The sequence below is a fragment of the Pseudomonas alkylphenolica genome, assembly GCF_016009175.1.
Classification (GTDB): Bacteria; Pseudomonadota; Gammaproteobacteria; order Pseudomonadales; family Pseudomonadaceae; genus Aquipseudomonas; species Aquipseudomonas alkylphenolica_B.
Map to the genome: position 1 here is coordinate 158,905 of NZ_JADUCM010000006.1, position 26,126 is coordinate 185,030.

Sequence of the window (26,126 nt, forward strand, 5' to 3'; positions counted from 1 at the left end):
CCCAGGGCGAAAAAGTTGGCGCAGGCCTCAGTGCTTGCGCGGCGCCAGGTAGCCGAGCCAGCGGCGCTCGGCCAGCTTGAACAGGCGCACCAGAATGAACGTCAGGCACAGGTAGAACACGCCGGCGGTGATGTAGGCTTCGAACGGCAGGTAATACTGGGCGTTGACCGTCCGCGCTGCACCGGTGATGTCGATCAGGGTAACGATCGACGCCAGGCTGGTGGTCTGCAGCATCATGATCACTTCGTTGCTGTACTGCGGCAGCGCCCGGCGCAGAGCCGAAGGCAGCAGGATGCGACGGTACATCTTGACCCGTGACATGCCCATGGCCTTGGCGGCTTCAATCTCGCCGTGGGGCGTGGCCTTGAGGCTACCGGCAATGATTTCTGCGGTGTAGGCGCTGGTGTTGATGGCAAAAGCCAGGCACGCACAGAAGGTCGCGCTGGACAGCCACGGCCACAGGAAGCTCTCGCGCACCGCCTCGAACTGGGCCAGCCCGTAGTAGATCAGAAACAGCTGAACCAGCATCGGCGTGCCGCGGATCACGTAGGTGTAAAGCCAGGCGATCAGGTTGACCAGCGGCTGCTTGGAAACCCGCATCAGGCCGAGCGGGATCGCCGTCAGCAGGCCGAAAAACAGCGACAGCGCCAACAGCTTGAGGGTCGTCAACAGCCCGCCGAGGTACAGGGGCAGCGCTTCCCAGATGACGTTGTAGTCAAAAATCATAGATCAGCCGCCTTTACGCCAACCGAGTAGCGCTTCTCAAGGTAACGCAGGGCCAGCAGCGAGACACTGGTGATCACCAGGTACAGCGCCGCAACCGCCAGGAAGAAGGTGAAAGGTTCGCGGGTGGCATCGGCCGCCTGCTTGGCCTTGAACATCATGTCCTGCAGGCCGACCACCGAGATCAGTGCCGTCGCCTTGGTCAGGACCAGCCAGTTGTTGGTGAAACCGGGAATTGCCAGGCGAATCATCTGCGGCACCATGACCCGGAAGAAAACTTGCAGGTTGCTCATGCCATAGGCCACGCCGGCTTCGGCCTGCCCTTTGGGAATGGCCATGAAGGCACCGCGAAAAGTTTCCGAGAGGTAGGCGCCAAAAATGAAGCCCAGGGTGCCAATTCCCGCCATCAGCGGATTGAGGTCGATGTAATCGTCATAACCGAGCAGCGGTGCGACGCGGTTAAGCAGGTCTTGACCGCCGTAGAAAATCAGCAGGATCAATACCAGATCGGGAATCCCGCGGATCACCGTGGAATACAGGTCACCCAGCCATGCCAGCCAGCGCACGGGCGACAGGCGCAGGGCCACACCGATAAGGCCGAGTACAATGGCCAGGGCCATGGACGACAAGGCAAGCTGCAGCGTAAGCCACACGCCGTCGAGGATAACTGCCCCGTAGCCTTTCAACATGATGAGGTCCTCGACCTTAGGGATGAAAAAATGGTGCAAACCTCAGAGCCTCTGCTGCTTGCACCATTACACAGGTGAAACGTCGACGATTTACTTGGCTTCGGGGCCGTAGATGTCGAAGTTGAAGTACTTGTCCTGGATCTGCTTGTACTTACCATTGGCGCGGATGGCCGCGATGGCAGCGTTCAGACGATCGAGGTTGGCCTTGTCACCCTTGCGCACAGCAATACCGATACCGTCACCGAAGTACTTGGCGTCGGTGAAGGCCGGACCGACGAAGGCGTAGCCCTTGCCGGCGTCAGTTTTCAGGAAGCCATCTTCGAGCAGCGTAGCATCGGCCACGGTGCCATCCAGGCGACCGGCAGCGACATCCAGGTAGATTTCGTTCTGGGTGCCGTAAGGAACGATAGTCGCGCCCTGAGGAGCCAGGACTTCTTTGGCAAAACGGTCATGGATCGATCCACGCTGCACGCCGATTTTCTTGCCCTTGAGCTCAACCAGGCTGTCGCTGACGGTGGTCCCGTCCTTCATCACCAGGCGTGCCGGGGTCAGGTAGTACTTGCCGGTGAAGTCCACGGACTTCTTGCGGTCTTCGGTGATCGACATCGACGAGAGGATAGCGTCGATCTTGCGCACTTTCAGTGCCGGGATCAGGCCGTCGAACTCTTGTTCGACCCAGGTGCACTTGACCTTCATCTCTTCGCACAAGGCGTTACCGATGTCGTAGTCGAAGCCGACGATACTGCCATCCGGGGCTTTCGAAGCGAACGGTGGGTAGGCGGCCTCGATACCGATTTTCAACGGTTTCTCATCAGCCAGCGCTGCCAGGGAAAACACAGATAGCGCCAATGCGCCAAGCAGTGCGAGTTTCTTCATCTGGAACTCCATCGGTAAAGGGCAATAGCAGGCAGCGCGTAAACAGCCTGATATGCGAATGGGTACAACGCGAGCTGCGCAGGGTCGACGAAGGTCGAACGCCACGAGCGAGTGATCGGCATTTTAGCGACAGCTCCGAAGCCGATATTTCCTCAATGCGACAACTAGTTATAGAAGCGCAGGAACGCGGGGGCGGAGATATTGACAGCTTTCGCGAGATATGCAAAAGCAAAAGACAAATAACCAATCAACGAAGCAATAAACGGGCCTATTATTGGCAAAGCCTTCTAATCCGGCAAGTGTAGCGTGCCAGAAGCCAATGACAGAACGGAAAATTCCTCAACAACCGGCGCATTCGTTCCCCTTTGCCCCGTTTTTGCGCGCACGCGGTGACAGAAAAGGTTACCGATGGTTATTGACGTAACAGGTAGCAAAAAGCCCCGCTGGCGGGGCCTTTTTGAGCGTGGGAGCTGGCGCAGCCTGCGATCGAGCGCGCAGCGGTCGCAGGGCTGCTGCGCGGCCATCGCCGGCAAGCCTGGCTCCTACTGGCAGCATAGGAGCCAGCACTAGCGTCAGGCCGAGGCCAGGTTCATCGACTTGTGTGTATCGATCAAGTGCTGGACCACACTTGGGTCAGCCAGGGTCGAGATATCACCCAGGGCATCGTACTCGGCCGTGGCAATCTTGCGCAGGATACGCCGCATGATTTTGCCCGAACGCGTCTTGGGCAGGCCTGGCGCCCACTGGATGACATCCGGCGAAGCAATCGGGCCGATCTCCTTGCGCACCCAGTTTTTCAGCTCCAGACGCAGCGCCTCGCTCGGCTCCTCGCCACCGTTGAGGGTGACGTAGACATAGATGCCCTGCCCCTTGATGTCATGCGGCACACCCACAACAGCAGCCTCGGCCACTTTCGGGTGGGCAACCATGGCGCTTTCGATTTCGGCGGTACCCATACGGTGCCCGGACACGTTGAGCACGTCGTCAACCCGGCCGGTGATCCAGTAGTAGCCGTCTTCATCGCGACGCGCGCCGTCACCGGTGAAGTACATGCCACGGAAGGTCTTGAAGTAGGTGTCGACGAAGCGGTCGTGATCGCCATACAGCGAACGCGACTGGCCCGGCCACGAATCCAGAATCACCAGGTTGCCTTCAGCCGGGCCGTCGATCAGGTTGCCCAGGTTGTCGACCAGCGCTGGCACCACACCGAAGAACGGACGCGTCGCCGAACCCGGCTTGAGTGCAGTGGCGCCTGGCAACGGGCTGATCAGCACGCCACCGGTTTCGGTCTGCCACCAGGTATCGACGATCGGGCAGCGTTCTTTGCCGACGGTCTGGTAGTACCAGTTCCAGGCTTCCGGGTTGATCGGCTCGCCCACCGAACCGAGCAGGCGCAGGCTGGAGCCATCGGCACCGGCCACAGCGGCCTGACCTTCGGCCATCATTGCGCGGATCGCAGTCGGCGCGGTGTAGAGGATGTTGACCTTGTGCTTGTCGATGATCTTCGACACGCGAGTGATGTCCGGGTAGTTCGGCACCCCTTCAAACAGCACGGTGGTCGCGCCGTTGGCCAGCGGGCCGTAGACAATGTAGCTGTGACCGGTGACCCAGCCGACGTCGGCGGTGCACCAGTAGACTTCACCCGGACGGTAGTCGAACACCCGCTCGTGAGTCAGCGCGGCGTAGACCATGTAGCCGCCGGTGGTGTGCAGCACGCCCTTGGGCTTGCCGGTGGAGCCGGAGGTGTAAAGGATGAACAGGGCTTCTTCGGCACCCATTTCTTTCGGTGCACAGTGGCTCGAAGCAACCTTCATCAGGTCTTCGTACCAGATGTCACGGTGCTGGTGCCAGGCAATGTCGCCACCGGTGCGCTTGCACACGATGATCTTCTGCACACTGGCGGTTTCCGGGTTGGTCAGGGCCAGATCAACATTGGCCTTGAGCGGCGTGCGACGGCCACCACGCAGACCTTCGTCGGCGGTGATCACCACTTTCGATTTGCAGTCGATGATGCGCCCGGCCAGGGCCTCGGGCGAAAAGCCACCGAAGACCACCGAGTGGATTGCGCCGATACGGGCACAGGCCAGCATGGCCACCACGGCCTCGGGAATCATCGGCATGTAGATGGTCACCACGTCGCCACGGTGCACGTCCTGGCCGCGCAAGGCGTTGGCGAATTTGCACACTTCTTCGTGCAGCTCGCGATAGGTGATGTTGCGGTGTTCGGAAGGGTCGTCGCCTTCCCAGATGATTGCGACCTGATCACCACGCTCGGCGAGGTGGCGGTCAAGGCAGTTGTAGGAGACGTTCAGAGTGCCATCGGCAAACCATTTGATATCGACATGGTGGTCGTCGAAGGAGGTCTGCTTGACCTTGGTAAAGGGCTTGATCCAGTCCAGGCGCTGCGCCTGCTCACGCCAGAAGCCGTCCGGGTTGATAACCGACTGCTGGTACATGGCCTTGTAGGTCGCCTCATCAGTCAGCGTAGTGGCCGCAACCTCGGGACGAACGGGGTACAGGGGAGCCGCACTCATCTTTATCTACCTCGGTGTAATAGTTGTTTTTGTATGACCTCGTTGTAACTGTACCAGACCTCATGGGCCATTCGACGTTGGTAGTAACTCCGACCCCATTTGCACCCATGCACTTGACCGCAGGCTCAAGACCGGGCATCAGCGCCGGAAAAATAATTTCGCGAATGCGCAAAAAGGCGATTGTTACAGTTTTTGCCAACAGTGTTTATCAAAACGTCATCTGTTTAAGGCAGGTGGCCACCCCTAAAATTCACACCGCCAGCAACGGCAACGCGATTAACTTCTTGTTACAGCCCCCACGAAGGCCGTTAATCCCGCGATAACTGTGATAGTTGAACTTTAGTTGTACACGTGGCGCCACAAGCGCTACGTGCCCCCTTACGACCTTAGACAGGTAAACGAAAAATGAAAGCTTTACTGGTATTGGTACTTGGCAGTCTTTGCAGCGTGGCGATGGCCGACGAAGTTGCAAACGGTGGCGCCGAGCAAATTCCGGTTGAACAGTACAGTTACTCGCAGCATCTGGACATCGCCAAAGTCATTTCCATGAGCGAAGTTCCAAACGTCTGCGAAGTCGTCCCTGCCCGCATGACCTACGAGGACTCGCAGGGCCAGCGCCATATTCTCGAGTACCGTGTGATGGGCAACGGTTGCTCCAACGGCTAATCTGCAGATTACCGCTCGCCGCGCCTCGATCATTCAAGACCGAGGCGCGCGGTTCAAATTTACTACGTGTGCTTTAAATATCCCGCGACGCAAATACTGCAACTAAACGCCGTTATTCAACCGACTTGCCCACGCCATGTTCGCGCAACTTGTTGGCGATCGTGGTATGCGAAACACCCAGCCGCTTTCCAAGCGCCCGACTGCTGGGAAATTCGCTCATCAATTGTTCCAGCACCGCTTTTTCAAAGCGTCCGACAATATCGCCCAGATCACCGTCCAGGGAAAACTCGCCCAACGGTTGACGCGCGCCGTAGTCGGGCAAACGTATGTGTTCACTCTTGACCACCCCGCCATCACACAGCGAAACCGCCTGGAACAATACGTTTTCCAGCTGACGCACATTACCCGGCCAGTGGTACTGGCTCAGCCGCTCCATGGCGGCCGGCGCCAGGCGCGGTAACGGGCAACCGATCTGGCGGCTGGCCTGGTCGAGAAAATGCTCAACCAGCGGCTGCAGGCCATCCAGGCACTCGCGCAGTGGCGGAATATGCAGCGACAGCACGTTCAGGCGGTGGTAAAGGTCCTGGCGAAACTCGCCACGCGCGCACAGCTCAGACAAGTCGACCTGGGTGGCACAGATGACCCGCACATCCAGGTACACCTCCTCGTCACTGCCAACACGGCGAAAGCAACCGTCCTGCAGAAAGCGCAGCAACTTGACCTGCAAGCGCGGGCTCATTTCCCCTACCCCATCAAGGAACAGGGTGCCGCCAGCGGTCAGCTCCAGCAAACCGAGCTTGCCTTCGGCCCGCGCCCCTTCGAATGCCCCCGGGCCGTAACCAAACAATTCGGTTTCTGCCATGGATTCCGGCAGGCCGGCGCAGTTGAGTGCCATCAACGGTGCCTGCCCACGCGGACTGGCGAGGTGACAGGCGCGAGCCAGCAGTTCTTTGCCCGTCCCGGTTTCACCTTCAATGAGCAGCGGTGCATCCAGCGGCGCCATACGGCGCGCCTCGCGAACCACCGCAGCCATCACCCGCGAACTCTGGAAGATGCTGTCGAAACCGCGCAGCTCCTGCTTGCGCACGTTGTAGATGCGCTCGCCAATGCGGTCGGCCCGGTGCAGGGTCAATACCGCGCCGGCCAGGGCTTCACTGTCGTCATGCTCCGATTGCAGCGGGGCGATATCCGCGAGAAACACATCGCCCTTGACCTTTACCCGCAGGCCGTTGATCCGCGACTTGTTGGCCCGCACCAGCTCGGGCAGGTCAAAGTCTTCGGCATAACGCGACAACGGAATGCCCGGCACCTCGTCCACCCGCACCCCGAGCAACTGCGCCGCCGCCCGGTTGGCCGCAACAATGGAGCCGCCCATATCGATCGACAGCACCGGAAAATCCAGCGCACCGAGCAACGCATTGAGCTCCATGTGCCTGCGTTCGCTGGGCATCAAGCCCACACGCTTGACCCCGAACACACCGGCAATCGACTCGAACTTGGGCCGCAAAGCCTGGAACTGCAGGTTGATCAGGTTCGGGCAGTGCAGGTAGATGGCATTGCCGTGCTCGCCACCCACCTCGCCGCGGGCGACGTTGATGCCGTACTCAACCAGCAAATTGAGGATGTCGCGCAGAATGCCGATGCGGTTTTGGCAATGCACTTTGATACGCATGAAATGTCCTACAAATAGGTCTGGAACGCGTGCTGACAGCGGTCAGGCAGGCATTGATTTACCGAGCCGACAGATTATTTGTAAAGATTACGTGACAAAAAGCCGGAAATCGAGCGCCGACACCCCTCGGATTTTCGGACCCTGACTGATTTCGTAAAATATTCGTTACGAAAAAGCCCCGCCAAACCCTGCCAGCCAGACCGCGAAGCGATGCAAAGCCTCGCGCCGCGCGCTATTTCTTAAGGCAATCGCTTGTACTCATAACAAGAACGGCCCTCAGCAGGAGAGCAGTATGAAACAGACGCAATACGTGGCTCGCGAGCCCGATGCGCAGGGTTTAATCGACTACCCGCAGCAGGAACATGCGGTGTGGAATACCCTGATTACCCGCCAACTGAAAGTGATCGAGGGCCGTGCGTGCCAGGAATACCTGGACGGCATCGAGCAACTGGGCCTGCCGCACGATCGCATCCCGCAGCTGGGCGAGATCAACAAAGTGCTGGGCGCCACCACCGGCTGGCAAGTCGCCCGGGTTCCGGCGCTGATTCCGTTCCAGACCTTCTTTGAACTGCTGGCCAGCAAGCGCTTCCCGGTGGCGACGTTCATTCGCACCGAAGAAGAGCTCGACTACCTGCAAGAGCCAGACATCTTCCACGAAATCTTCGGCCACTGCCCGCTGCTGACCAACCCCTGGTTCGCCGAGTTCACCCACACCTACGGCAAGCTCGGCCTCAAGGCCACCAAAGAAGAGCGCGTGTACCTCGCCCGCCTGTACTGGATGACCATCGAGTTCGGCCTGGTCGATACCCCGCAGGGCCGCAAGATCTACGGTGGCGGCATTCTGTCATCGCCAAAAGAAACTGTTTACAGCCTGTCCGATGAACCTGAGCACCAGGCCTTCGACCCGCTGGAAGCCATGCGCACGCCGTATCGCATCGACATCCTGCAGCCGCTGTATTTCGCCCTGCCGAACCTCAAGCGCCTGTTCGACCTGGCCCACGAAGACATCATGGGCATGGTCCACACCGCGATGAAAATGGGCCTGCACGCGCCAAAATTCCCACCTAAGGTTGCTGCCTGAGCCACCTTGCAAACCAATAACAAACCACTTGCGGAAAACCTTATGAACGCCTTGAACCAAGCCCACTGCGAAGCCTGCCGCGCCGATGCCCCTCAGGTCAGCGACGAAGAACTGCCGGTACTGATCAAGCAGATCCCGGATTGGAACATCGAAGTCCGTGACGGCATCATGCAGCTGGAAAAAGTCTTCCTGTTCAAAAACTTCAAGCACGCCCTGGCCTTTACCAACGCCGTCGGCGAAATCTCCGAAGCTGAAGGCCATCACCCTGGCCTGCTGACCGAGTGGGGCAAAGTCACCGTGACCTGGTGGAGCCACTCGATCAAAGGCCTGCACCGCAACGACTTCATCATGGCCGCGCGCACCGACGAGGTTGCCAGCACCGCCGAAGGCCGCAAGTAATGCACTTCGGCGCAATCGGGCGCGTACCTGGCGATCCGATTCTGGGGCTGATGGAGGCTTATGCCAAAGACAGCAACCCCCAGAAGTTCGACCTGGGTGTCGGCGTGTTCAAGGATGAACAGGGCCTGACGCCGATTCCTGCAGCCGTCAAACATGCAGAGCAGCGCCTGCTCGACCGGCAAACCAGCAAGAGCTATGTCGGCGGTCACGGCGATGCCGACTTCGGCCGCCTGATCAGCGAACTGGTGCTGGGCAATGGCTCACCGCTGCTGGCCGACAAGCGCGTCGGTGCCACCCAGACACCGGGTGGTACCGGGGCATTGCGCCTGGCAGCCGAGTTCATCGCGCACTGCCTGCCGGGCCGCGGCATCTGGTTGAGCGACCCGACCTGGCCGATCCACGAAACCATCTTCGCCACTGCCGGCCTCAAGGTCAGCCATTACCCCTACGTGGGCACAGACAACCGCCTGAACGTCGCCGGCATGCTGGAAGCGCTGGAGGCGGCGCCTGTGGGCGACGTGGTGCTATTGCATGCCTGCTGCCACAACCCGACCGGGTTCGACCTGTCGCAGAATGACTGGCGCGCAGTGCTGGAGGTGGTGCGTCGCCGACAGTTGCTGCCGCTGATCGACTTCGCCTACCAGGGCTTCGGTGACGGCCTGGAAGAAGATGCCTGGGCGGTGCGGTTGTTCGCCAGCGAACTCCCCGAGCTGCTCATCACCAGTTCCTGCTCGAAGAACTTCGGCCTCTACCGTGATCGCACCGGCGCGCTGCTGGTGTGCACCCACGACGCCGAAAAGCTGCTGGACGTGCGCAGTCAGCTGGCGCTGCTGGCGCGCAACCTGTGGTCGACGCCACCAGACCATGGCGCAGCGGTGGTTGCCGAGATTCTCGGTGATGCCATGCTGAAGAAGCTGTGGAGCGAAGAAGTCGAAGCCATGCGCCAGCGCATTGCCGAGCTGCGCGTGGGCCTTGTCGAGGCACTGGCGCCGCACGGCCTTAGCGAACGCTTTGCCCACATTGCCGCGCAACGCGGCATGTTCTCCTACACCGGGCTGTCGCCGGAGCAGGTCAGGCAATTGCGTGAACGTCACAGTGTGTACATGGTCGGTACGGGTCGGGCGAACATCGCCGGTGCCGATGCTGCGCGCCTGGGCGCACTGGCTGCCGCCATCGCTGACGTCTGCCGCTGAAATCCTCACCCGGCCGGTCGCATTTCGAATGCGGCTCGGCCGGATGATGGCCATTAAGCAGGAAAATTCATACTGTCATCCAGACTCCTGTATCCTGCACTGGCTTTTTATGAGCCATTGCGCGCCTTGCGCAGCCTTTCCACACACTTGCGAGGAACGACGAGATGCATGAAATCCCGAACTTTCCCTTCCCAAGCCTGACTCCAGAAGAGCAGTCAACTGCCACCCACAGCGCCGAACCAGCCCAGGCTGATCACGACGGCGACGAAACTCCCAGCGCCGACCAGGAATAACCGCGCACCGATCAGACTGTGTGAAAACGCTTGATGCCGGGACTCCCTCGCCAATACGTTTTCACACTGTCAAGAAGCCCTCAGCGACGAAAGCCCCTCATGCCCGACTCACCGCGTCCCCTTGCGGTCACCCTGCAAGTCGTCTCCATCGTCCTCTTCACCTTCATCGGCTACCTGAACATCGGCATCCCTCTGGCCGTTCTGCCCGGTTACGTGCATAACAACCTGGGCTTTGGCGCCGTGGTCGCTGGCCTGGTGATCAGTGTGCAGTACCTGGCCACCCTGCTCAGCCGGCCTTACGCCAGCCGCATCATCGACAACCTTGGCAGCAAGCGTGCTGTACTTTATGGCCTGGCGGGTTGCGGATTGAGTGGCGTATTCATGCTGCTTTCTGCCTGGCTTGAGCATGCCCCCTGGCTGTGCCTGGGCAGCTTGCTGGTCGGTCGCCTGATCCTCGGCAGCGCCGAAAGCCTGGTAGGTTCCGGTTCGATTGGCTGGGGCATTGGCCGAGTGGGCGCGCAACACACCGCCAAGGTGATCTCCTGGAACGGCATTGCCAGCTACGGCGCGCTGGCGATTGGCGCACCGCTGGGCGTAGTGCTGGTGCAACAGTTCGGCTTGTGGAGCATGGGTGCAAGCATCGTCGCCCTGTGCCTGCTGGGCCTGGCACTGGCCTGGCCCAAAACGGCTGCCCCCATTGTCGCCGGCGAACGCTTGCCGTTCATGCATGTACTCGGGCGTGTATTTGGCCATGGTGCCGGCCTGGCGCTGGGCTCGATCGGCTTCGGCACCATCGCCACGTTCATTACCCTGTACTACGCCAGCCATGCCTGGAACAACGCGGCACTGTGCCTGAGCCTGTTCGGCGCCTGCTTTATCGGCGCACGCCTGCTGTTCGGCAACCTGATCAACCGTATCGGCGGTTATCGCGTCGCCATCGCCTGCCTGTCAGTGGAGACCGCCGGCTTGCTGCTGCTCTGGCTGGCACCGTCCGCCGAACTGGCGCTGGCAGGGGCCGCACTCAGTGGCTTCGGTTTTTCACTGGTGTTTCCGGCCCTCGGTGTAGAGGCGGTGAACCTGGTGCCCGCCTCCAATCGTGGCGCCGCCGTGGGAGCCTACTCGTTGTTCATCGACCTGTCCCTGGGGATCACCGGACCACTGGCCGGTGCGATTGCTGCCGGTTTCGGCTTCGGCTCGATTTTCCTGTTCGCAGCGATTGCAGCCCTGTGCGGCCTGCTGCTGAGCCTGTACCTGTATCGCCAGGCACGGCTGCACCCTCGGCCGCGCGAGTAGCCCTAGTACTCGATCTTGCCACGCCCGGCCTTGATCGCCCCGCGCTTGCTCTTGGTGTCCAGGCGCCGGGTTTTCGAGCCCAGGGTCGGTCGCGTCGGGCGACGCGCCTTCTCTACCTTTACCGCCGACACAATCAGCTCGCGCAGACGCTCCAGTGCATCGGCGCGATTCTGTTCCTGAGTACGGTATTGCTGGGCCTTGATGACGATCACACCGTCACGGGTAATGCGGCTGTCGCGCAGGGCCAGCAAGCGTTCCTTGTAGAACGGCGGCAACGAGGAAGCCTGGCTGTCAAAACGCAGGTGCATGGCACTGGAGACCTTGTTGACGTTCTGTCCGCCGGCACCTTGGGCGCGAATGGCATTCAGCTCGATCTCCTGGTCGGGAATCTGCACGGTATTGGAAATGATCAACATGGGTCACGGGCCTGATAAGGCCTTGAGGATACCGCAAAAACAAAAAGCCCGGCGCACAGGCCGGGCTTTCTGGTCAAAGGCTGCGCGTTACTTGGTTGCCGCAGCCTCTGGCTTTTTGATGCGACGGGCGTGGCGATTGCCCTTGAGGCCGTAGCAGGCAAACATCACCAGCAGCCACACCGGAATCGCGTACACCGACATCTGGATACCCGGGATCATCAGCATGATGCCCAGGATCAGCACCACGAACGCCAGGCAAATGTAGTTGCCGTAGGGGTACCACAGCGCCTTGAACAGCGGCTTCTGGCCGGTCTTGTCCATGTGCTGGCGGAACTTCAGGTGCGAGTAGCTGATCATCGCCCAGTTGATTACCAGCGCCGCAACCACCAGCGACATCAGCAGCTCCAGCGCATGATGCGGCATGAAGTAGTTGAGCAGCACCGCCACCAGGGTCACGGCGGCCGACGCCAGGATCGAACGTACCGGTACACCGCGCTTGTCGATCTTCGCCAGACCCGCCGGCGCATCGCCTTGCTCGGCCATGCCGTAGAGCATACGGGCGTTGCAGTAGGTGCCGCTGTTGTACACCGACAGCGCCGCCGTCAGCACCACGAAGTTGAGGATATGCGCCGCCACATCGCTACCCAGCAGCGAGAACACCTGAACGAACGGGCTTGCGCCATAGGTGCCGCCCGAGGCGTCAAGGCTGCTCACCAGGCTGTCCCACGGGGTCAGCGACAGCAGCACGACCAGGGCGCCGATGTAGAAAATCAGGATACGGTAGATCACCTGGTTGATCGCTTTCGGGATCACGGTCTTCGGCTTGTCTGCTTCAGCGGCGGTGAAACCGAGCATTTCCAGGCCGCCAAAGGAAAACATGATGATCGCCAGTGCCATGACCAGGCCGCTCACCCCGTTCGGGAAGAAGCCACCATGCTCCCACAGGTTGCTGACCGAAGCCTGCGGGCCACCGCTGCCGCTGACCAGCAGGTAGCTGCCCAGGGCAATCATGCCGACGATGGCCAGCACCTTGATGATCGCAAACCAGAACTCAGCCTCGCCGAACACCTTGACGTTGGCCAGGTTGATCGCGTTGATCAGGATGAAGAAAGCCGCTGCCGATGCCCAGGTCGGAATCTCCGGCCACCAGTAGTGCACGTACTTGCCGACAGCCGTCAGCTCCGACATGCCCACCAGGATGTACAGCACCCAGCAGTTCCAGCCGGACAGGAAACCTGCGAAACCACCCCAATATTTGTGGGCAAAGTGACTGAACGAACCGGCCACCGGCTCTTCGACGATCATTTCGCCCAGCTGGCGCATGATCATGAAGGCGATGAAGCCACAGATCGCATAACCCAGAATCATCGACGGACCCGCCGATTTCATCACGCCGGCCGAGCCCAGGAACAGGCCGGTACCAATTGCACCGCCCAGGGCTATCAACTGGATATGGCGATTTTTCAGGCCGCGTTTCAGCTCGCCTGAATGCGTGTTTTGTCCACTCATGAACGAAGTCACCTGCGTTGTTTTTATCTGTGACGGGATCGGACCCACCGCGCTCGTGGCGCAGCGGAATTAACAAGGTGGTTACCTTGAGGATCTTGGACAACTGCTGCCCTTCCAGGGCAAAAGCCGTGGGGAAATCAGCCGGGTGTCAGCAAGAGTGCGCGGTACGCATTGGGGTCACAGGTAAAACGCGGCGCATTGTATACCCCTGCTGACGCGCAGGGGTCAACACGTTGCGTAAATGTCCGACGACAAAACGCAGCGTTCCTGAGGAAAGAATGAAGCCTGGGGAGGTAATCGGCGTACATGGCGCCTCCATTTGTTCTTATTGAATGCCCGGCTCTCCGGCCCGGCTTTGCACTCGGCAATGCGCACATATCACCGCCCCGGGGACCGGCGAGCAAGCACTTGACGTGCGCGTAAATGCTGGCGCCGCAGGTTTTGCGGCAAGTTCTGTTTACAGTGGCGGCGGACTGCGTAAACATCCATGCAGGGCGGGTATTTTTGTAAGGATTTATTTACAAGGCGGTCTGAAAACTTTCCACGGTGCGCACTACCGTTCGTAAGACAATGTTTTTTCAGGCAAAAAAAAGCCAACCCGAAGGTTGGCTTTTTAACCGGACCGCAGAACCGCTTACGGGCGAGGCTTGTTGCGTGTGCTGCCCGGACGCTTGGGCGCCGGCTTGTCACGCTTGTTCATCTCGCTAGGACGCTCGGCGACGGTGCTACGACCACGCCCGGCATCTTTGCGCGGCGCTTCGCCACGTGGCTGGCGCGCAGGACGCTCGCCCTCACCACCACGCGGTTGACGCGCTGGACGCTCGGTTTCGCCGCCACGTGGCTGACGCGCCGGACGCTCGGCTTCACCACCGCGCGGCTGACGTGCCGGGCGCTCGCCTGCCGCAGCAGCGTCCTGCGCCGGACGCAGAGTACGCACACGCTCGCCACGGCCCATAGGACGGGTGGATTTACGCTGCAAGCGCTCCAGCTTGTCCTTGGACTTGTGGTTCAGGGTCGGCATCGCCACCGGCGTCAGACCGACTTCAGCCGCCAGGATATCCACTTCCTGCTGGCTCATTTCGCGCCAGCGGCCCATCGGCAGGTCGGAGTTCAGGAACACCGGACCGAAACGCACGCGCTTCAGACGGCTGACCACCAGGCCCTGGGATTCCCACAGGCGACGTACTTCACGGTTACGACCTTCCATTACCACGCAGTGGTACCAGTGGTTGAAACCTTCACCGCCAGGCGCTTCCTGGATGTCGGTGAAACGCGCCGGGCCGTCTTCAAGGACAACACCGGCCTTGAGGCGGGCAATCATGTCTTCGTCGACTTCGCCGCGTACCCGTACCGCGTATTCGCGGTCCATCTCATAGGAAGGGTGCATCAGGCGGTTGGCCAGCTCACCGTCGGTGGTAAACATCAGCAAACCGGTGGTGTTGATGTCCAGGCGCCCGATGTTGATCCAGCGGCCTTCTTTCGGCCGTGGCAGGCGGTCAAACACGGTCGGACGGCCTTCCGGGTCGTCACGGGTGCAGATCTCGCCGTCGGGTTTGTTGTACATGATCACCCGGCGCACGGTCTCGGCAGACTCTTCACGCTTGATCAGGCGGCCATCGACCGAAATGGCGTCATGCAGGTCGACACGCTGGCCGAGGGTAGCGTCCTTGCCGTTGACCTTGATGCGGCCCTGGCTGATCCAGGCCTCAACGTCACGACGCGAGCCCACGCCGATACGCGCGAGAACTTTTTGCAGTTTCTCGCCTGATGGCGGCAACGGTTGGGTTTCTTGCAGGTCTTTATCACTCATCTGGGCACCTCCCGGTGTAAGAATTGAATACTGATTGGGCGAACTTGCGCCAAAAAGGTCGCGAATCATACGCTGATCACGCCTGAAGCGCACCTGAGACTAGCTGAAATTCTTGTGGCCGCCGGGTAAATCCGCCCGAAGGGTACTGATTACTGACGTGGCGACTCGGGCTCGGGCTCAACATCCAGCACTTCGGCGTCGTCGACCGCAGGCGATGCGTCGAGCAAGTCGTCAAAGTCGGTCTTGAGGCCCTCCTCCATGGAATCAAGCTCGACCAGCAAGGTACGGAAGCTGGTTTCTTCCCGAGGCTCTGCGGGTTCGGCACTTTCATCGGCAAGCGCCTGAAGGTGAGCCGGCACCGGCGCATCATCGAGTTCCAGCACAGGCTCCGGTTCCATCTCGCGCAAGTCGGCCAGGGCCGGCAGGTCGTCGAGGTTCTTCAGGTTGAAATGATCGAGAAACGCCTTGGTGGTAGCGAACATCGCCGGTTTACCCGGCACTTCGCGGTAGCCGACGATGCGAATCCACTCGCGCTCCAGCAAGGTCTTGATGATGTTGCTGTTCACCGCCACGCCCCGAACGTCTTCGATCTCGCCACGGGTAATCGGCTGGCGATAGGCGATCAAGGCCATGGTTTCGAGCAGCGCCCGCGAGTAACGCTGCGGCCGTTCTTCCCACAGTCGCCCTACCCAGGGGGCGTAATCTTCGCGAATTTGCAGGCGATAGCCCGAGGCGACCTCCTTGAGCTCGAAGGCCCGGCCGTTGCACGACTTGCGCAACACCTCGAGGGCTTTCTTGAACACGGCAGGTTCAGGCCGCTCGGCCTCTTCGAAAAGCTCGAACAGGCGCTCCAGCGATTGCGGCTTTCCGCTGGCCAGCAAAAAGGCTTCAAGCAAGGGCGCCAGGTCGCGCGGATCAGTCAGGTTCATGGCGTTGCTCGTTGTCACTCGGCCCGGGCGCGGACGTGGATCGGCGCAAAAGGCGCATTTTGCACCAGTTCGATCAAGGATTCCTTCACCAGTTCAAGAATGGCCATAAAGGTCACCACCACACCCAGTTTGCCCTCCTCGGCGGTAAACAGCTCGACGAAGGGGACAAAACCGCCGCCCTTGAGGCGCTCCAGCACTTCGCTCATGCGTTCTCGGGTCGATAGCGCCTCACGGCTGATCTGGTGGCTTTCGAACAGGTCTCCCCGGCGCAGCACTTCGGCCATCGACACCAGCAACTCCTCCAGGCTGACGTCCGGCAACAGTTTGCGGGCCTTGGCCTGCGGCGCATCCAGCCGCGGCACGATGATTTCGCGGCCCACCCGGCTGAGGCCATCGATCCCTTCGGCAGCGGCCTTGAAGCGTTCGTACTCCTGCAGGCGGCGGATCAGCTCGGCGCGCGGGTCACCCTCTTCCTCTTCAACCTCGGTCGAGCGCGGCAGGAGCATGCGCGATTTGATCTCGGCGAGCATCGCTGCCATCACCAGGTACTCGGCCGCCAGCTCCAGGCGCACGGTTTTCATCAACTCGACATAGCCCATGTACTGGCGCGTGATCTCGGCCACCGGGATATCGAGAATGTCGACGTTCTGCTTGCGGATCAGGTAGAGCAACAGGTCCAGCGGGCCTTCGAAGGCTTCGAGGAAAACCTCCAGCGCGTCGGGCGGGATGTACAAATCCACCGGCATTTCGGTCATGGCCTCGCCATACACGAGTACCAGCGGCAGTTCCTGTTGGGCGCCAGCCTGCGGGTCGGCAATCACCTCGGCGGGTGTTGTCTGACTCACGCTTCAACCATGAACGGGGTAGGGTCGCCGCAGCCGACACGGATCACCTCGGGCTCATCGCCACTCAGGTCGATGATGGTGGACGCCTTGAGGTCGCCGTAGCCACCGTCGATGATCAGGTCGACGTGCTTCTCCAGGCGTTCGCGGATCTCATACGGATCAGTCATGGGCTCTTCATCGCCCGGCAAAATCAGGCTGACGCTCATCAGCGGCTCGCCAAGTTCTTTGAGCAGATCGAGCAAGATGGGGTTCTGCGGCACCCGCAGGCCGATCGTGCGGCGTTTTTCGTGCAGCAGCAGCCGCGGCACCTCGCGGGTGCCGTTGAGGATGAAGGTGTAGGGCCCGGGAATATGAGCCTTGAGCAGCCGGAAGATCCCGGTGTCGATCTTGGCAAACAAACCCATTTGCGAAAGGTCGCAGCAGATCAACGTGAAGTTGTGGGTTTTATCCAGCTGGCGCAAACGACGAACGCGCTCAATGGCATTCTTGTCGCCGATCTGACAGCCCATGGCGTAGGAGGAGTCGGTGGGATAGACCACTACACCGCCCTTGCGAATGATTTCCACGGCCTGTTTGATCAGGCGCGGTTGCGGGTTTTCCGCATGAATCTGGAAAAATTGACTCACGTGCTCTTCCTGTTCAGACGGCCGCGATAGGCTGCTCATGTTTGAATCGACGCCACAAGGGCGGCAGATCCTCTGGCAATGGCCGGTAGACACCGATCTCACCCCAGGTGCCAGGGCCATGGAAGTCACTGCCAGCACTTGCCAGCAGACCGAACTCACGGGTCAGGATGGACATCGTCCCCACCTGCTCGGCCGGCATCATTCCATTGACCACTTCCAGTGCCTGCCCGCCTGCTTGAATATAGTCGGCAATCAGCCGGCGGCGCTTGCTGCGTGTTAATTCGTAGTGCATCGGATGCGCAAGGCTGACCCAGGCCCCCGACTTGCGTAGCGTCTGTACGGTGTCGTCCAGGGTTGGCCAATGCAGTTTGACGTCCCCCAGCTTGCCGGCGCCCAGCCACTTGCGAAAGGCTTCGGCGCGATCTTTTACGTGGCCTGCACGCACCAGGTATTCGGCAAAATGCGGACGCGCCGGCGCGTTGCCGCTGTCACCCAGCTCCTGCTGAATGGCCCGAGCACCGTCCAGCGCCCCCGGCATGCCCTTGAGCCCCAACCGCCGGTCGATTTCTTCGGCGCGCAACCAGCGTCCGCGGTGCAGCGACTCGACCGCTTCAAGCAAGGGCGCGGCATCCAGGGGAAAGTTGTAACCCAATATATGGATGGTGGCACCGCCCCAGGTGCACGACAGCTCAATGCCGCTGACCCACTGCATGCCCAGTGCCTGGGCGGCGGCGCGCGCCTCGAGCTGGCCCTCGAGGGTGTCATGGTCGGTCAGCGAGAGCATCCGCACGCCGTGCTCAAAAGCCCGCTCGACCAGAACCGTCGGCGAGAGTGCGCCGTCGGAGGCCGTACTGTGGCAGTGCAGATCAACATTCATAGGAGGCGCTTTCGCTGTCATTGATGTTTGTTATTATGCCGTCACATCCTGCTTCTGGCTGCCACTGTGAAACAATTCATCGATTTCATCCCGCTGCTCCTGTTTTTCATCGTCTACAAACTCGATCCTCGGTCCGTAGAATTTGCCGGCCACAGCTTCGAGCTGGGTGGCATCTACAGCGCCACGGCGATGTTGATCATCAGCTCGCTGGTAGTCTACGGCGCCCTGTTCATCCGCCAGCGCAAGCTGGAAAAGGGCCAGTGGCTGACGCTGGTCGCCTGTCTGGTGTTCGGCGGCCTGACCCTGGCCTTCCACAGCGAAACCTTCCTCAAATGGAAGGCGCCGGTGGTCAACTGGCTATTTGCCCTGGCCTTTGCCGGTAGCCACTTCGTCGGCGACCGGGTGCTGATCAAACGCATCATGGGTCATGCCATTGCCCTGCCGGACGGGGTGTGGACACGCCTGAACCTGGCCTGGATCGTGTTTTTCCTGTTCTGCGGCGCCGCCAACCTGTTTGTTGCCTTCACCTTCCAGGACTTCTGGGTCGACTTCAAGGTGTTCGGCAGCCTGGGCATGACCGTACTGTTCCTGGTGGGCCAGGGTGTCTACCTGTCGCGCCACCTGCACGACAGCGACCCCACCACACCGCCTTCCACCCCGAAGCACGAGGACTGACATGCTCTACGCAATCATCGCCACCGACGTTGCCAACTCCCTGGACGCCCGCCTGGCCGCCCGCCCGGCTCACCTGGAGCGCCTGCAGCAACTCAAGGCCGAAGGCCGCGTGGTATTGGCCGGCCCACACCCGGCCATCGACAGCAATGACCCGGGCGCTGCCGGCTTCAGCGGCAGCCTGATCGTTGCCGAATTTGACTCCCTGAGCGCAGCGCAAGCCTGGGCCGATGCCGACCCGTACATCGCCGCCGGTGTTTACGCCAACGTCGTGGTCAAGCCTTTCAAGCAAGTCCTGCCGTAAAGGCTTCAGGCAGTGCGCCTCGCTGCGCACTGCCTCCCCCCCTTTTTACTGACGTAACTGCTCATTATTCTCGTCTTGCAGCCGACAACCTGCCGAATCGACGAGAATCAGGAGTCCCCATGCGTCAAGGTCCGTTGTCCCTGCTGCTGTGCCTGTTGTTGCTGAGCCCGTTCGCCCTGGCCGAAGAACCCGCTGCCGCCAGCACGCCGCTGTCGCTCAGTGCCGGCAGCCAGATCACCGAGCTGCAACAACGCCTGAAAGAAAGCGAGCGCCAGCGCGACGTGCTGGCCCAACAACTGCACAACGCCGACAGCGAACGTGAAAGCGCCCAGCTCACCCGCCTGCGCCAGGAAAACCAGCGCCTTAAAATGGCACTCAAGGAACTCCAGGCCAGCGCGCCTGAACGCCTGATCACCGACCAGCAACAATGGTTCCTGATTGGTGGCGCAGTTGCCCTGTTGGCTGCAGTCTGCGGTATCTTTGCCAGTGGCGGACACAGAAAGCGTCGGCAATGGTTGAATTGAGTGAGTCATGAGCGAGCTGTTACTGATTGATGATGACCAGGAACTCTGCGAGCTGCTCGGCAGCTGGCTGAGCCAGGAAGGTTTCGTGGTACGTGCCTGCCACGACGGCCAGAGCGCCCGCCGGGCCTTGAGCGAGCAGCCCCCCGCCGCAGTGGTACTGGATGTGATGCTGCCCGATGGCAGCGGCCTGGAGCTGCTCAAGCAACTGCGCAGCGAGCATGCCGAGCTGCCCGTGCTCATGCTGTCGGCCCGTGGCGAACCCCTGGACCGCATCCTGGGCCTGGAGCTGGGTGCCGACGACTACCTGGCCAAGCCTTGCGACCCACGTGAACTGACCGCACGCTTGCGCGCGGTACTGCGCCGCAGCCACCCCAACGCCACACCGAGCCAGCTGGAAGTCGGTGACCTGTGCTTCAGCCCGGCACGCGGCGTTGTCAGCATCGACGAACACGAGTTGACCCTGACCCTCTCGGAAAGCCGCTTGCTCGAAGCCCTGCTGCGCCAGCCAGGTGAACCGCTGGACAAACAGGAACTGGCGCAAATCGCCCTGGGCCGCAAACTCACCCTGTATGACCGCAGCCTGGACATGCATATCAGCAACCTGCGCAAAAAGATCGGGCCACATCCCGACGGTCGCCCGCGCATCGTCGCCCTGCGCAGCCGTGGCTATTACTACAGCCTGTAATGTCAGTTCGGCGTCCGGGCATCTTTACCGAAGCTTTACCCTTGCCTGACCGCCATTGACCTTGATCTCCCTAAACTGAGCACATCCGGTAACCACCGGCCTCAGAAAGGAGAGACACCATGCGCAAGACCCTTATCGCCCTGATGTTCGCTGCCGCACTACCGACCGTCGCCATGGCCATGCCAGAAGGCGGCCCTCGCCACGGCGATCACCACCGCGGTGACGCGCCTTTCGCCCAGCTGGACCTGAGCCGTGAACAACGCCAGCAAATCGGCAAGCTGATGGGCGAGCAGATGAAAGGCCGCCAGGAAATCACCAAGCGCTACCTGGAAAAACTCCCGGCAGCCGACCAGAAGGCGCTCAAAGACGAGCTGCAAGCCAAGAAGGACAAGACCCAGGCCGACATCCGCGCCCTGCTCAAGCCTGACCAGCAGAAGAAGTTCGACGAGCTGCAAAAAGAGCGTGCCGCCCAGCGCGCCGAATGGAACGAGTTCAAGACCTGGAAAGCTGAAAAAGCTGCCAAGGCCCAGTAAGCTGTCAGCCATCCGCCCGGCCTGCCTTCGCGCAGGCCGGGCTTTTTGCCGTAAAAGGAGCCTCCCTTGCGTTCATTGTTCTGGCGCATCCTGGCCAGTTTCTGGCTAGCCATCGCCCTGGTTGCCGGCCTGTCGATTCTCCTCGGGCACATGCTCAACCAGGACGCGTGGATCCTGAGCCGCCATCCGGGCCTCAACACCCTGGCGCAGACCTGGACCGAGCGCTATGAACAGCAAGGGCCGGAAGCTGCCCAGCATTTTCTGGAACACCGCAAGCACCGTTACAACATCGATGTGCAGGTGCTTAACGACAGTGGCGAGGCGGTGGTCCCCGGGACCTTTCCGCGTCGTGCTGCAGCGTTCGAGGCGCGTCGCAACAACGACGACCGGCGCCTGCCCTGGCGCCGTCTGACCGAGGAATACACCAGCGCGCAAAGCGGTGACACCTACCTGCTGATCTACCGCATCCCGCACCCGGAACTGGACGCCTGGCATCGCGACAGCCTGATGTGGCCCCTCAGCGCGCTCGGCATCGCCCTGGTGGTACTGACCTTGTTCAGCTTGCTGGTGACACTGTCCATCACCCGCCCGCTGAGCCGCTTGCGCAGCGCGGTGCATGACCTGGGCCAGACCTCATACCAACAGAACAGCCTGGCGCGACTGGCCAACCGGCGTGACGAATTCGGCGTGCTGGCCAACGATTTCAACCGCATGGGTTCGCGCCTGCAAAGCCTGATCGGCAGCCAGCGCCAGCTGTTGCGCGATGTCTCCCATGAATTGCGCTCGCCCCTGGCACGTTTACGCATTGCCCTGGCCCTGGCCGAACGCGCCGAGCCGGAACATCGCCAGGCCTTGTGGCCCCGCCTGACGCGCGAGTGCGATCGCCTGGAAGCGCTGATCAGCGAGATTCTGGTACTGGCCCGTGTTGATGCCGAACAGACCCGCGCCGAGCCGGTGGACGTGGATGCGGTGGTACACGCCGTGCACAAGGACGCTCAGTTGAGTGCGCCTGAGCAACAGATCCAGCTCCATCAGGAAACCGGCCTGACCCTGCAAGGCTGGCCGACCTTGATTGAGCGTGCGCTGGATAACCTGTTGCGCAATGCCCTGCGCTTCAACCCACCGGGGCAGCCCATCGAGATCACCGCTGTGCGCGGTAACGAGCAGATCACCCTGAGCGTGCGCGACCATGGACCGGGCGTTGCCGAAGAGCACCTGGCGCAACTGGGCGAGCCGTTCTTCCGCGCCCCGGGGCAAAGCGCTGCAGGCCATGGCCTGGGCCTGGCCATTGCACGCAAGGCTGCAGAACGCCATGGCGGCAGCCTGAGCCTGGGTAATCACCCGCAGGGAGGGTTTGTTGCCAGCCTCGAACTGCCATTGGCCGGGCCCGGTAGCGCCTGACCCCTACAACCTGTAGGAGCCAGGCTTGCCGGCGATGGCTGCGCAGCAGCCCTGAGGCCCGTGCAGGCTGCAAGGACCTGCGACCGCTACGCGCTCGATCGCCGGCAAGCCTGGCTCCCACAAGGCACTGCAGGCCATGGCCTGACCCTGGGTAATCACCCGCAGGGAGGGTTTGTTGCCAGCCTCGAAGCCATTGGCCGGACCTGTAGGAGCCAGGCTTGCCGGCGATGGCTGCGCAGCAGCCCCGAGGCCCGTGCAGGCTGCAAGGGCCTGCGACCGCTACGTGCTCGATCACCGGCAAATCTGGCCTACCCCACAAGGGAGGTGGGGTTACTGCCCCCAGGCGCTGACGAAGTCAGCCGTGGCCTGTACCGGCGCCGTACGCGGCTCGTTCAACGGCGTCCCCAGGTACAGGAAGGCAATGATCTCTTCGTTGTCAGCCAGCCCCAGGCCTTTGGCCACATGCTTGCTGTACGACAGCTCACCGGTGCGCCAGACCGCGCCGATACCCTGCGCATGGGCCGCCAGCAAAATACCGTGGGCAGCACATCCGGCCGCCAGGCGCTGCTCCGATACCGGCACTTTGAAGTGATCCTGCAAACGCGCAATCACTACGATCAGCAACGGCGCACGTAGTGGCATGGCGTGGGCCTTGTCGAGGGCTGCCGCCGAAGCGTCACCGTCGACTTTCACGGCTTCAGCCAGCAGTGCGCCAAGCTTTTCGCGCCCCTCACCTTCTACCGTAAGAAAGCGCCACGGCCGCAACTGACCGTGGTCCGGCGCGCGCAAGGCCGCCTGAAACAGGGCCTCGCGCTGCGCGGCATTAGGCGCGGGCTCCACCAGGCGTGGTACGGAAACACGGTTGAGCAATGCGTCGAGAGCCTCCATCGGCTACCCCCTGAAAAGAAATGTGCGGCTATTCTAGCGTTTACTTAAAAAGGCCCATAGGTAGAATGGCGCCCTTCCGTTACGAGTCAGAGCAGATTACATGGCGTTGCCGACCTTAAGGATCATTGGTTTCATCATCGGCATCTTCCTGATCACCCTGGCGATCAGCATGGTCGTGCCCATGGCCACCCTGGTGATCTTCGATCGCACCAGCGATCTGCCCTCGTTTCTCTGGGCCAGCATGATCACTTTTGTCGGCGGGCTCGCCCTGGTCATTCCGGGGCGCCCCGAGCACGTCCACCTGCGTCCGCGCGACATGTACCTGCTGACGGTCAGCAGCTGGCTGGTGGTGTGCATCTTCGCCGCCCTGCCGTTCCTGCTGACCCAGCACATCAGCTACACCGACGCCTTCTTCGAGAGCATGTCCGGCATCACCGCCACCGGCGCCACCGTCCTCAGCGGGCTGGACACCATGTCCCCCGGTATCCTGATGTGGCGCTCGCTGCTGCACTGGCTCGGCGGCATCGGTTTTATCGCCATGGCCGTGGCGATCCTGCCGCTGCTGCGCATCGGTGGCATGCGCCTGTTCCAGACCGAATCATCGGACCGCTCGGAAAAGGTCATGCCGCGCTCGCACATGGTCGCCAAGTCGATCGTTGCGGTTTATGTCGGTATTACCGCTCTGGGCGGCCTGGCGTTCTGGCTGGCGGGGATGAACGTGTTCGACGCGATCAACCATGCCATGTCTGCGATCTCCACCGGCGGTTTCTCCACCTCCGACCAGTCGCTGGCCAAGTGGGACCAGCCGGCCGTGCACTGGGTGGCAGTGGTAGTGATGATTCTCGGCAGCTTGCCCTTTGCGCTGTATGTGTCCACCTTGCGCGGCAACCGCAAGGCACTGATCAAGGACCAGCAGGTTCAGGGGCTGCTGGCCATGCTGGTGGCCACTTGGCTGGTGCTGGGCACCTGGTACTGGGCAACCACCGACCTGCACTGGCTCGACGCATTGCGTCACGTGGCGCTGAACGTCACCTCGGTCGTCACCACCACCGGTTTTGCCCTGGGCGACTACAGCCTGTGGGGCAACTTCTCGCTGATGCTGTTTTTCTACCTGGGCTTCGTCGGCGGCTGTTCGGGCTCCACGGCGGGCGGGATCAAGATTTTTCGTTTCCAGGTGGCTTACATCCTGCTCAAGGCCAACCTCAATCAGCTGATCCACCCACGGGCAGTGATCAAGCAGAAATACAATGGCCACCGCCTGGATGAAGAGATTGTCCGCTCGATCCTGACCTTCTCGTTCTTCTTCGCCATCACCATCTGCGTGATCGCCCTGCTGCTGTCGCTGCTCGGGGTCGACTGGATGACCGCGCTGACCGGCGCCGCCAGCACGGTTTCGGGTGTAGGCCCGGGCCTCGGTGAGACCATTGGCCCGGCCGGCAACTTTGCCACGCTGCCGGATGCAGCCAAATGGATCCTGGCCTTCGGCATGCTGCTCGGACGCCTGGAGATCATTACGGTGTTGGTGCTATGTATGCCGGCGTTCTGGCGTCACTGACCGGTTCATTGCTCGCCTCTTCGGGCTCTGTCACCACCACGCCGCTGCACATGCGGGCCCGGTACTCACCGGGCGTGACCGCGAACCAGCGGCGAAACGCCCGGAAAAAGTTGCTTGGGTCAGCAAAGCCGAGCAGATAAGCGGTTTCCAGCAGGGTCATGCTTGGCTGCGCCAGGTACTGCTCGGCAAGTTCACGCCGGGTGTCGTCGAGCAAGGTCTGGAAGCTGGTGCCCTCCTCCTGCAACCGCCGCTGCAACGTGCGCTGGGACATGTGCAGGGACTGGGCCACCATCTCTCGCTTGGGCTCCCCCTGGGGCAACACACGACAAAGCACCTGACGTGCCCGATGGGTCACCCGGCTCTCGGAAAAGCGCGCCAGGTACTCACCCGCGAAGCGGTCATGCAGCGTCGCCATCGCCTCATTGGCTGTCGGTAACGGTGCCTCCATGTCGGCACGTTCAAACACCAGTGCATCGTGGGCGGCGCCAAATATCAGCGGCGCATGAAACGCCACCTTGTACGGCGTCAGGTCAGCCGGTTGCGGTCCCTGGATCAGTACCCGCCGCGGCTGGATCAGCCGCCCACTGAGCCAGCTGCACAACGACAGGGCGCAGGCCAGCGAGGCTTCGGCACTGTGCCGGGTGGGAGGAAGATGGTCGCCATGCACGGTGAGGATCAACGCATAGCCGTCGGGTTCCAGACGAAAGCTCAGGTCAGAGCTTTCGGCGATGATACGCTGGTAACGTACCAGCCGCTCGAAACCTTCGGCCAGGGTCCGGCTCGACATCAAGGCGTAACCGACCACATGAAATGACGCAGGGCGCACCACCCGGGCCATGTTCAGGCCAATGGCCTGGTTGCCAGACAGGTCCACGGCCAGTTGCCACAGACGGGTCATGGAATCTTGGGTAAAACGTGCATCCGGGTCGTCCAGCGCGGCGAAATCCAGGCCGAGCTGTTTGAACATTGCACGGCAATCCAGCCCTTCCAGCTCGAGTGCCTTGACGATCCCTGATGCCCAGCTTGCTGACGTGGTTCTTTCGCTCATGGCCGGCTTCTTTTTGTTCGAACTGACCGCTCCTGCGGCGAACTCAAAGGATACTCAAATGGCGCCCATTGTCACTGCCCGCGAT

Annotated in this window: 27 protein-coding genes; 13 read left to right on the top strand and 14 right to left on the bottom strand. The window is 61.2% G+C overall.

What is annotated here, in order from left to right; translation table 11 throughout:
- Positions 1-27: 27 nt before the first annotated feature.
- From I5S59_RS08690 to acs, 4 genes are all read right to left on the bottom strand, one after another.
- On the bottom strand, positions 28-726 hold the full coding sequence (locus I5S59_RS08690; protein ID WP_197876239.1) for an ABC transporter permease: 699 nt from the start codon (positions 724-726) through the stop codon (positions 28-30).
- A complete protein-coding gene (locus I5S59_RS08695; RefSeq protein ID WP_128324282.1) occupies positions 723-1,412 on the bottom strand; it encodes an ABC transporter permease in 690 nt (229 codons plus the stop codon). Before I5S59_RS08695 ends, I5S59_RS08690 begins: the two co-directional genes overlap by 4 nt.
- A 90-nt stretch (positions 1,413-1,502) precedes the next feature.
- Entirely contained in the window at positions 1,503-2,288 is a 786-nt protein-coding gene (locus tag I5S59_RS08700; protein WP_128324281.1) for an ABC transporter substrate-binding protein, read from the bottom strand.
- Between the two features lie 572 nt (positions 2,289-2,860).
- Complete coding sequence (gene acs, locus I5S59_RS08705; protein ID WP_128324280.1) at positions 2,861-4,822, bottom strand: acetate--CoA ligase; 1,962 nt, start codon at positions 4,820-4,822, stop codon at positions 2,861-2,863.
- A 405-nt stretch (positions 4,823-5,227) separates the two neighbouring features.
- Here acs and I5S59_RS08710 point away from each other — a divergent pair, with 405 nt between their 5' ends.
- The gene (locus I5S59_RS08710) at positions 5,228-5,488 is read left to right on the top strand and encodes a DUF2790 domain-containing protein (protein WP_197876240.1); all 261 of its coding nucleotides are present in this window, start codon (positions 5,228-5,230) and stop codon (positions 5,486-5,488) included.
- Positions 5,489-5,600: 112 nt separating this feature from the next.
- On the opposite strand, the gene I5S59_RS08715 is transcribed toward I5S59_RS08710, so the two are convergent.
- Entirely contained in the window at positions 5,601-7,160 is a 1,560-nt protein-coding gene (locus I5S59_RS08715; RefSeq protein ID WP_197876241.1) for a sigma-54-dependent transcriptional regulator, read from the bottom strand.
- Between the two features lie 292 nt (positions 7,161-7,452).
- Between I5S59_RS08715 and phhA the strand changes: the two genes are divergently transcribed.
- From phhA to I5S59_RS08735, 5 genes are all read left to right on the top strand, one after another.
- Positions 7,453-8,241 (top strand): phenylalanine 4-monooxygenase, encoded by a 789-nt coding sequence (phhA, locus tag I5S59_RS08720; protein WP_197876242.1) that lies wholly within the window; start codon positions 7,453-7,455, stop codon positions 8,239-8,241.
- 42 nt (positions 8,242-8,283) lie between these two features.
- Positions 8,284-8,640 carry a 4a-hydroxytetrahydrobiopterin dehydratase gene (locus tag I5S59_RS08725; protein WP_036994257.1) on the top strand — a complete coding sequence of 119 codons (357 nt, stop codon included), beginning with the start codon at positions 8,284-8,286 and terminating at the stop codon, positions 8,638-8,640.
- Positions 8,640-9,833: an amino acid aminotransferase gene (locus tag I5S59_RS08730; RefSeq protein ID WP_197876243.1), complete on the top strand. Its 1,194-nt coding sequence runs from the start codon at positions 8,640-8,642 to the stop codon at positions 9,831-9,833. The genes I5S59_RS08725 and I5S59_RS08730 overlap by 1 nt, the downstream gene beginning before the upstream one ends.
- A 164-nt stretch (positions 9,834-9,997) precedes the next feature.
- Complete coding sequence (locus I5S59_RS26520; protein ID WP_269670195.1) at positions 9,998-10,126, top strand: hypothetical protein; 129 nt, start codon at positions 9,998-10,000, stop codon at positions 10,124-10,126.
- Positions 10,127-10,225: 99 nt separating this feature from the next.
- On the top strand, positions 10,226-11,419 hold the full coding sequence (locus I5S59_RS08735) for an MFS transporter (protein ID WP_197876244.1): 1,194 nt from the start codon (positions 10,226-10,228) through the stop codon (positions 11,417-11,419).
- 2 nt (positions 11,420-11,421) lie between these two features.
- On the opposite strand, the gene arfB is transcribed toward I5S59_RS08735, so the two are convergent.
- The 7 genes from arfB to I5S59_RS08770 form a co-directional block, all read right to left on the bottom strand.
- A complete protein-coding gene (gene arfB / locus I5S59_RS08740; RefSeq protein ID WP_197876245.1) occupies positions 11,422-11,835 on the bottom strand; it encodes an alternative ribosome rescue aminoacyl-tRNA hydrolase ArfB in 414 nt (137 codons plus the stop codon).
- Positions 11,836-11,922: 87 nt separating this feature from the next.
- A complete protein-coding gene (locus tag I5S59_RS08745) occupies positions 11,923-13,344 on the bottom strand; it encodes an amino acid permease (RefSeq protein ID WP_197876246.1) in 1,422 nt (473 codons plus the stop codon).
- Between the two features lie 634 nt (positions 13,345-13,978).
- On the bottom strand, positions 13,979-15,154 hold the full coding sequence (rluB, locus tag I5S59_RS08750) for a 23S rRNA pseudouridine(2605) synthase RluB (protein ID WP_197876247.1): 1,176 nt from the start codon (positions 15,152-15,154) through the stop codon (positions 13,979-13,981).
- A 149-nt stretch (positions 15,155-15,303) separates the two neighbouring features.
- Positions 15,304-16,083 carry an SMC-Scp complex subunit ScpB gene (gene scpB, locus I5S59_RS08755; protein WP_197876248.1) on the bottom strand — a complete coding sequence of 260 codons (780 nt, stop codon included), beginning with the start codon at positions 16,081-16,083 and terminating at the stop codon, positions 15,304-15,306.
- A 14-nt stretch (positions 16,084-16,097) separates the two neighbouring features.
- Positions 16,098-16,796 (bottom strand): segregation and condensation protein A, encoded by a 699-nt coding sequence (locus I5S59_RS08760; RefSeq protein ID WP_197876270.1) that lies wholly within the window; start codon positions 16,794-16,796, stop codon positions 16,098-16,100.
- A 128-nt stretch (positions 16,797-16,924) separates the two neighbouring features.
- A complete protein-coding gene (locus I5S59_RS08765) occupies positions 16,925-17,554 on the bottom strand; it encodes an L-threonylcarbamoyladenylate synthase (RefSeq protein ID WP_197876249.1) in 630 nt (209 codons plus the stop codon).
- Between the two features lie 13 nt (positions 17,555-17,567).
- Positions 17,568-18,431 (bottom strand): PHP domain-containing protein, encoded by an 864-nt coding sequence (locus I5S59_RS08770; RefSeq protein WP_197876250.1) that lies wholly within the window; start codon positions 18,429-18,431, stop codon positions 17,568-17,570.
- 66 nt (positions 18,432-18,497) lie between these two features.
- Between I5S59_RS08770 and I5S59_RS08775 the strand changes: the two genes are divergently transcribed.
- The 6 genes from I5S59_RS08775 (at position 18,498) to I5S59_RS08800 (ending at position 22,550) form a co-directional block, all read left to right on the top strand.
- The gene (locus I5S59_RS08775) at positions 18,498-19,106 is read left to right on the top strand and encodes a septation protein A (RefSeq protein WP_197876251.1); all 609 of its coding nucleotides are present in this window, start codon (positions 18,498-18,500) and stop codon (positions 19,104-19,106) included.
- A gap of 1 nt (position 19,107) precedes the next feature.
- On the top strand, positions 19,108-19,407 hold the full coding sequence (locus I5S59_RS08780; protein WP_197876252.1) for a YciI family protein: 300 nt from the start codon (positions 19,108-19,110) through the stop codon (positions 19,405-19,407).
- Positions 19,408-19,526: 119 nt separating this feature from the next.
- A complete protein-coding gene (locus I5S59_RS08785) occupies positions 19,527-19,931 on the top strand; it encodes a translation initiation factor 2 (protein ID WP_197876253.1) in 405 nt (134 codons plus the stop codon).
- Positions 19,932-19,938: 7 nt separating this feature from the next.
- Positions 19,939-20,616: a response regulator transcription factor gene (locus tag I5S59_RS08790; RefSeq protein ID WP_128324265.1), complete on the top strand. Its 678-nt coding sequence runs from the start codon at positions 19,939-19,941 to the stop codon at positions 20,614-20,616.
- A 119-nt stretch (positions 20,617-20,735) separates the two neighbouring features.
- Positions 20,736-21,149, top strand: a complete 414-nt coding sequence (locus I5S59_RS08795) for a Spy/CpxP family protein refolding chaperone (RefSeq protein ID WP_128324264.1) — start codon at positions 20,736-20,738, stop codon at positions 21,147-21,149.
- Between the two features lie 66 nt (positions 21,150-21,215).
- Positions 21,216-22,550: a sensor histidine kinase gene (locus I5S59_RS08800; protein WP_197876254.1), complete on the top strand. Its 1,335-nt coding sequence runs from the start codon at positions 21,216-21,218 to the stop codon at positions 22,548-22,550.
- A 330-nt stretch (positions 22,551-22,880) separates the two neighbouring features.
- Here the strand turns inward: I5S59_RS08800 and I5S59_RS08805 are convergent, their stop codons facing one another.
- The gene (locus tag I5S59_RS08805; RefSeq protein ID WP_197876255.1) at positions 22,881-23,438 is read right to left on the bottom strand and encodes an NAD(P)H nitroreductase; all 558 of its coding nucleotides are present in this window, start codon (positions 23,436-23,438) and stop codon (positions 22,881-22,883) included.
- Positions 23,439-23,538: 100 nt separating this feature from the next.
- Between I5S59_RS08805 and I5S59_RS08810 the strand changes: the two genes are divergently transcribed.
- Positions 23,539-24,993, top strand: coding sequence for a TrkH family potassium uptake protein (locus I5S59_RS08810; RefSeq protein ID WP_197876256.1), 1,455 nt, complete (start codon positions 23,539-23,541; stop codon positions 24,991-24,993).
- Here the strand turns inward: I5S59_RS08810 and I5S59_RS08815 are convergent.
- On the bottom strand, positions 24,950-26,041 hold the full coding sequence (locus I5S59_RS08815) for an AraC family transcriptional regulator (RefSeq protein ID WP_197876257.1): 1,092 nt from the start codon (positions 26,039-26,041) through the stop codon (positions 24,950-24,952). The two genes, I5S59_RS08810 and I5S59_RS08815, sit on opposite strands and share 44 nt — an antisense overlap.
- Between the last annotated feature and the right edge of the window lie 85 nt (positions 26,042-26,126).

What these genes read in the sequence shown, in the direction of transcription:
- I5S59_RS08690 (WP_197876239.1), bottom strand. Translation starts at nt 726, where the DNA reads ATGATTTTTGACTACAACGTCATCTGGGAAGCGCTGCCCCTGTACCTC.
- I5S59_RS08695 (WP_128324282.1), bottom strand. Translation starts at nt 1,412, where the DNA reads ATGTTGAAAGGCTACGGGGCAGTTATCCTCGACGGCGTGTGGCTTACG.
- I5S59_RS08700 (WP_128324281.1), bottom strand. Translation starts at nt 2,288, where the DNA reads ATGAAGAAACTCGCACTGCTTGGCGCATTGGCGCTATCTGTGTTTTCC.
- acs (WP_128324280.1), bottom strand. Translation starts at nt 4,822, where the DNA reads ATGAGTGCGGCTCCCCTGTACCCCGTTCGTCCCGAGGTTGCGGCCACT.
- I5S59_RS08710 (WP_197876240.1), top strand. Translation starts at nt 5,228, where the DNA reads ATGAAAGCTTTACTGGTATTGGTACTTGGCAGTCTTTGCAGCGTGGCG.
- I5S59_RS08715 (WP_197876241.1), bottom strand. Translation starts at nt 7,160, where the DNA reads ATGCGTATCAAAGTGCATTGCCAAAACCGCATCGGCATTCTGCGCGAC.
- phhA (WP_197876242.1), top strand. Translation starts at nt 7,453, where the DNA reads ATGAAACAGACGCAATACGTGGCTCGCGAGCCCGATGCGCAGGGTTTA.
- I5S59_RS08725 (WP_036994257.1), top strand. Translation starts at nt 8,284, where the DNA reads ATGAACGCCTTGAACCAAGCCCACTGCGAAGCCTGCCGCGCCGATGCC.
- I5S59_RS08730 (WP_197876243.1), top strand. Translation starts at nt 8,640, where the DNA reads ATGCACTTCGGCGCAATCGGGCGCGTACCTGGCGATCCGATTCTGGGG.
- I5S59_RS26520 (WP_269670195.1), top strand. Translation starts at nt 9,998, where the DNA reads ATGCATGAAATCCCGAACTTTCCCTTCCCAAGCCTGACTCCAGAAGAG.
- I5S59_RS08735 (WP_197876244.1), top strand. Translation starts at nt 10,226, where the DNA reads ATGCCCGACTCACCGCGTCCCCTTGCGGTCACCCTGCAAGTCGTCTCC.
- arfB (WP_197876245.1), bottom strand. Translation starts at nt 11,835, where the DNA reads ATGTTGATCATTTCCAATACCGTGCAGATTCCCGACCAGGAGATCGAG.
- I5S59_RS08745 (WP_197876246.1), bottom strand. Translation starts at nt 13,344, where the DNA reads ATGAGTGGACAAAACACGCATTCAGGCGAGCTGAAACGCGGCCTGAAA.
- rluB (WP_197876247.1), bottom strand. Translation starts at nt 15,154, where the DNA reads ATGAGTGATAAAGACCTGCAAGAAACCCAACCGTTGCCGCCATCAGGC.
- scpB (WP_197876248.1), bottom strand. Translation starts at nt 16,083, where the DNA reads ATGAACCTGACTGATCCGCGCGACCTGGCGCCCTTGCTTGAAGCCTTT.
- I5S59_RS08770 (WP_197876250.1), bottom strand. Translation starts at nt 18,431, where the DNA reads ATGAATGTTGATCTGCACTGCCACAGTACGGCCTCCGACGGCGCACTC.
- I5S59_RS08780 (WP_197876252.1), top strand. Translation starts at nt 19,108, where the DNA reads ATGCTCTACGCAATCATCGCCACCGACGTTGCCAACTCCCTGGACGCC.
- I5S59_RS08785 (WP_197876253.1), top strand. Translation starts at nt 19,527, where the DNA reads ATGCGTCAAGGTCCGTTGTCCCTGCTGCTGTGCCTGTTGTTGCTGAGC.
- I5S59_RS08790 (WP_128324265.1), top strand. Translation starts at nt 19,939, where the DNA reads ATGAGCGAGCTGTTACTGATTGATGATGACCAGGAACTCTGCGAGCTG.
- I5S59_RS08795 (WP_128324264.1), top strand. Translation starts at nt 20,736, where the DNA reads ATGCGCAAGACCCTTATCGCCCTGATGTTCGCTGCCGCACTACCGACC.
- I5S59_RS08805 (WP_197876255.1), bottom strand. Translation starts at nt 23,438, where the DNA reads ATGGAGGCTCTCGACGCATTGCTCAACCGTGTTTCCGTACCACGCCTG.
- I5S59_RS08810 (WP_197876256.1), top strand. Translation starts at nt 23,539, where the DNA reads ATGGCGTTGCCGACCTTAAGGATCATTGGTTTCATCATCGGCATCTTC.
- I5S59_RS08815 (WP_197876257.1), bottom strand. Translation starts at nt 26,041, where the DNA reads ATGAGCGAAAGAACCACGTCAGCAAGCTGGGCATCAGGGATCGTCAAG.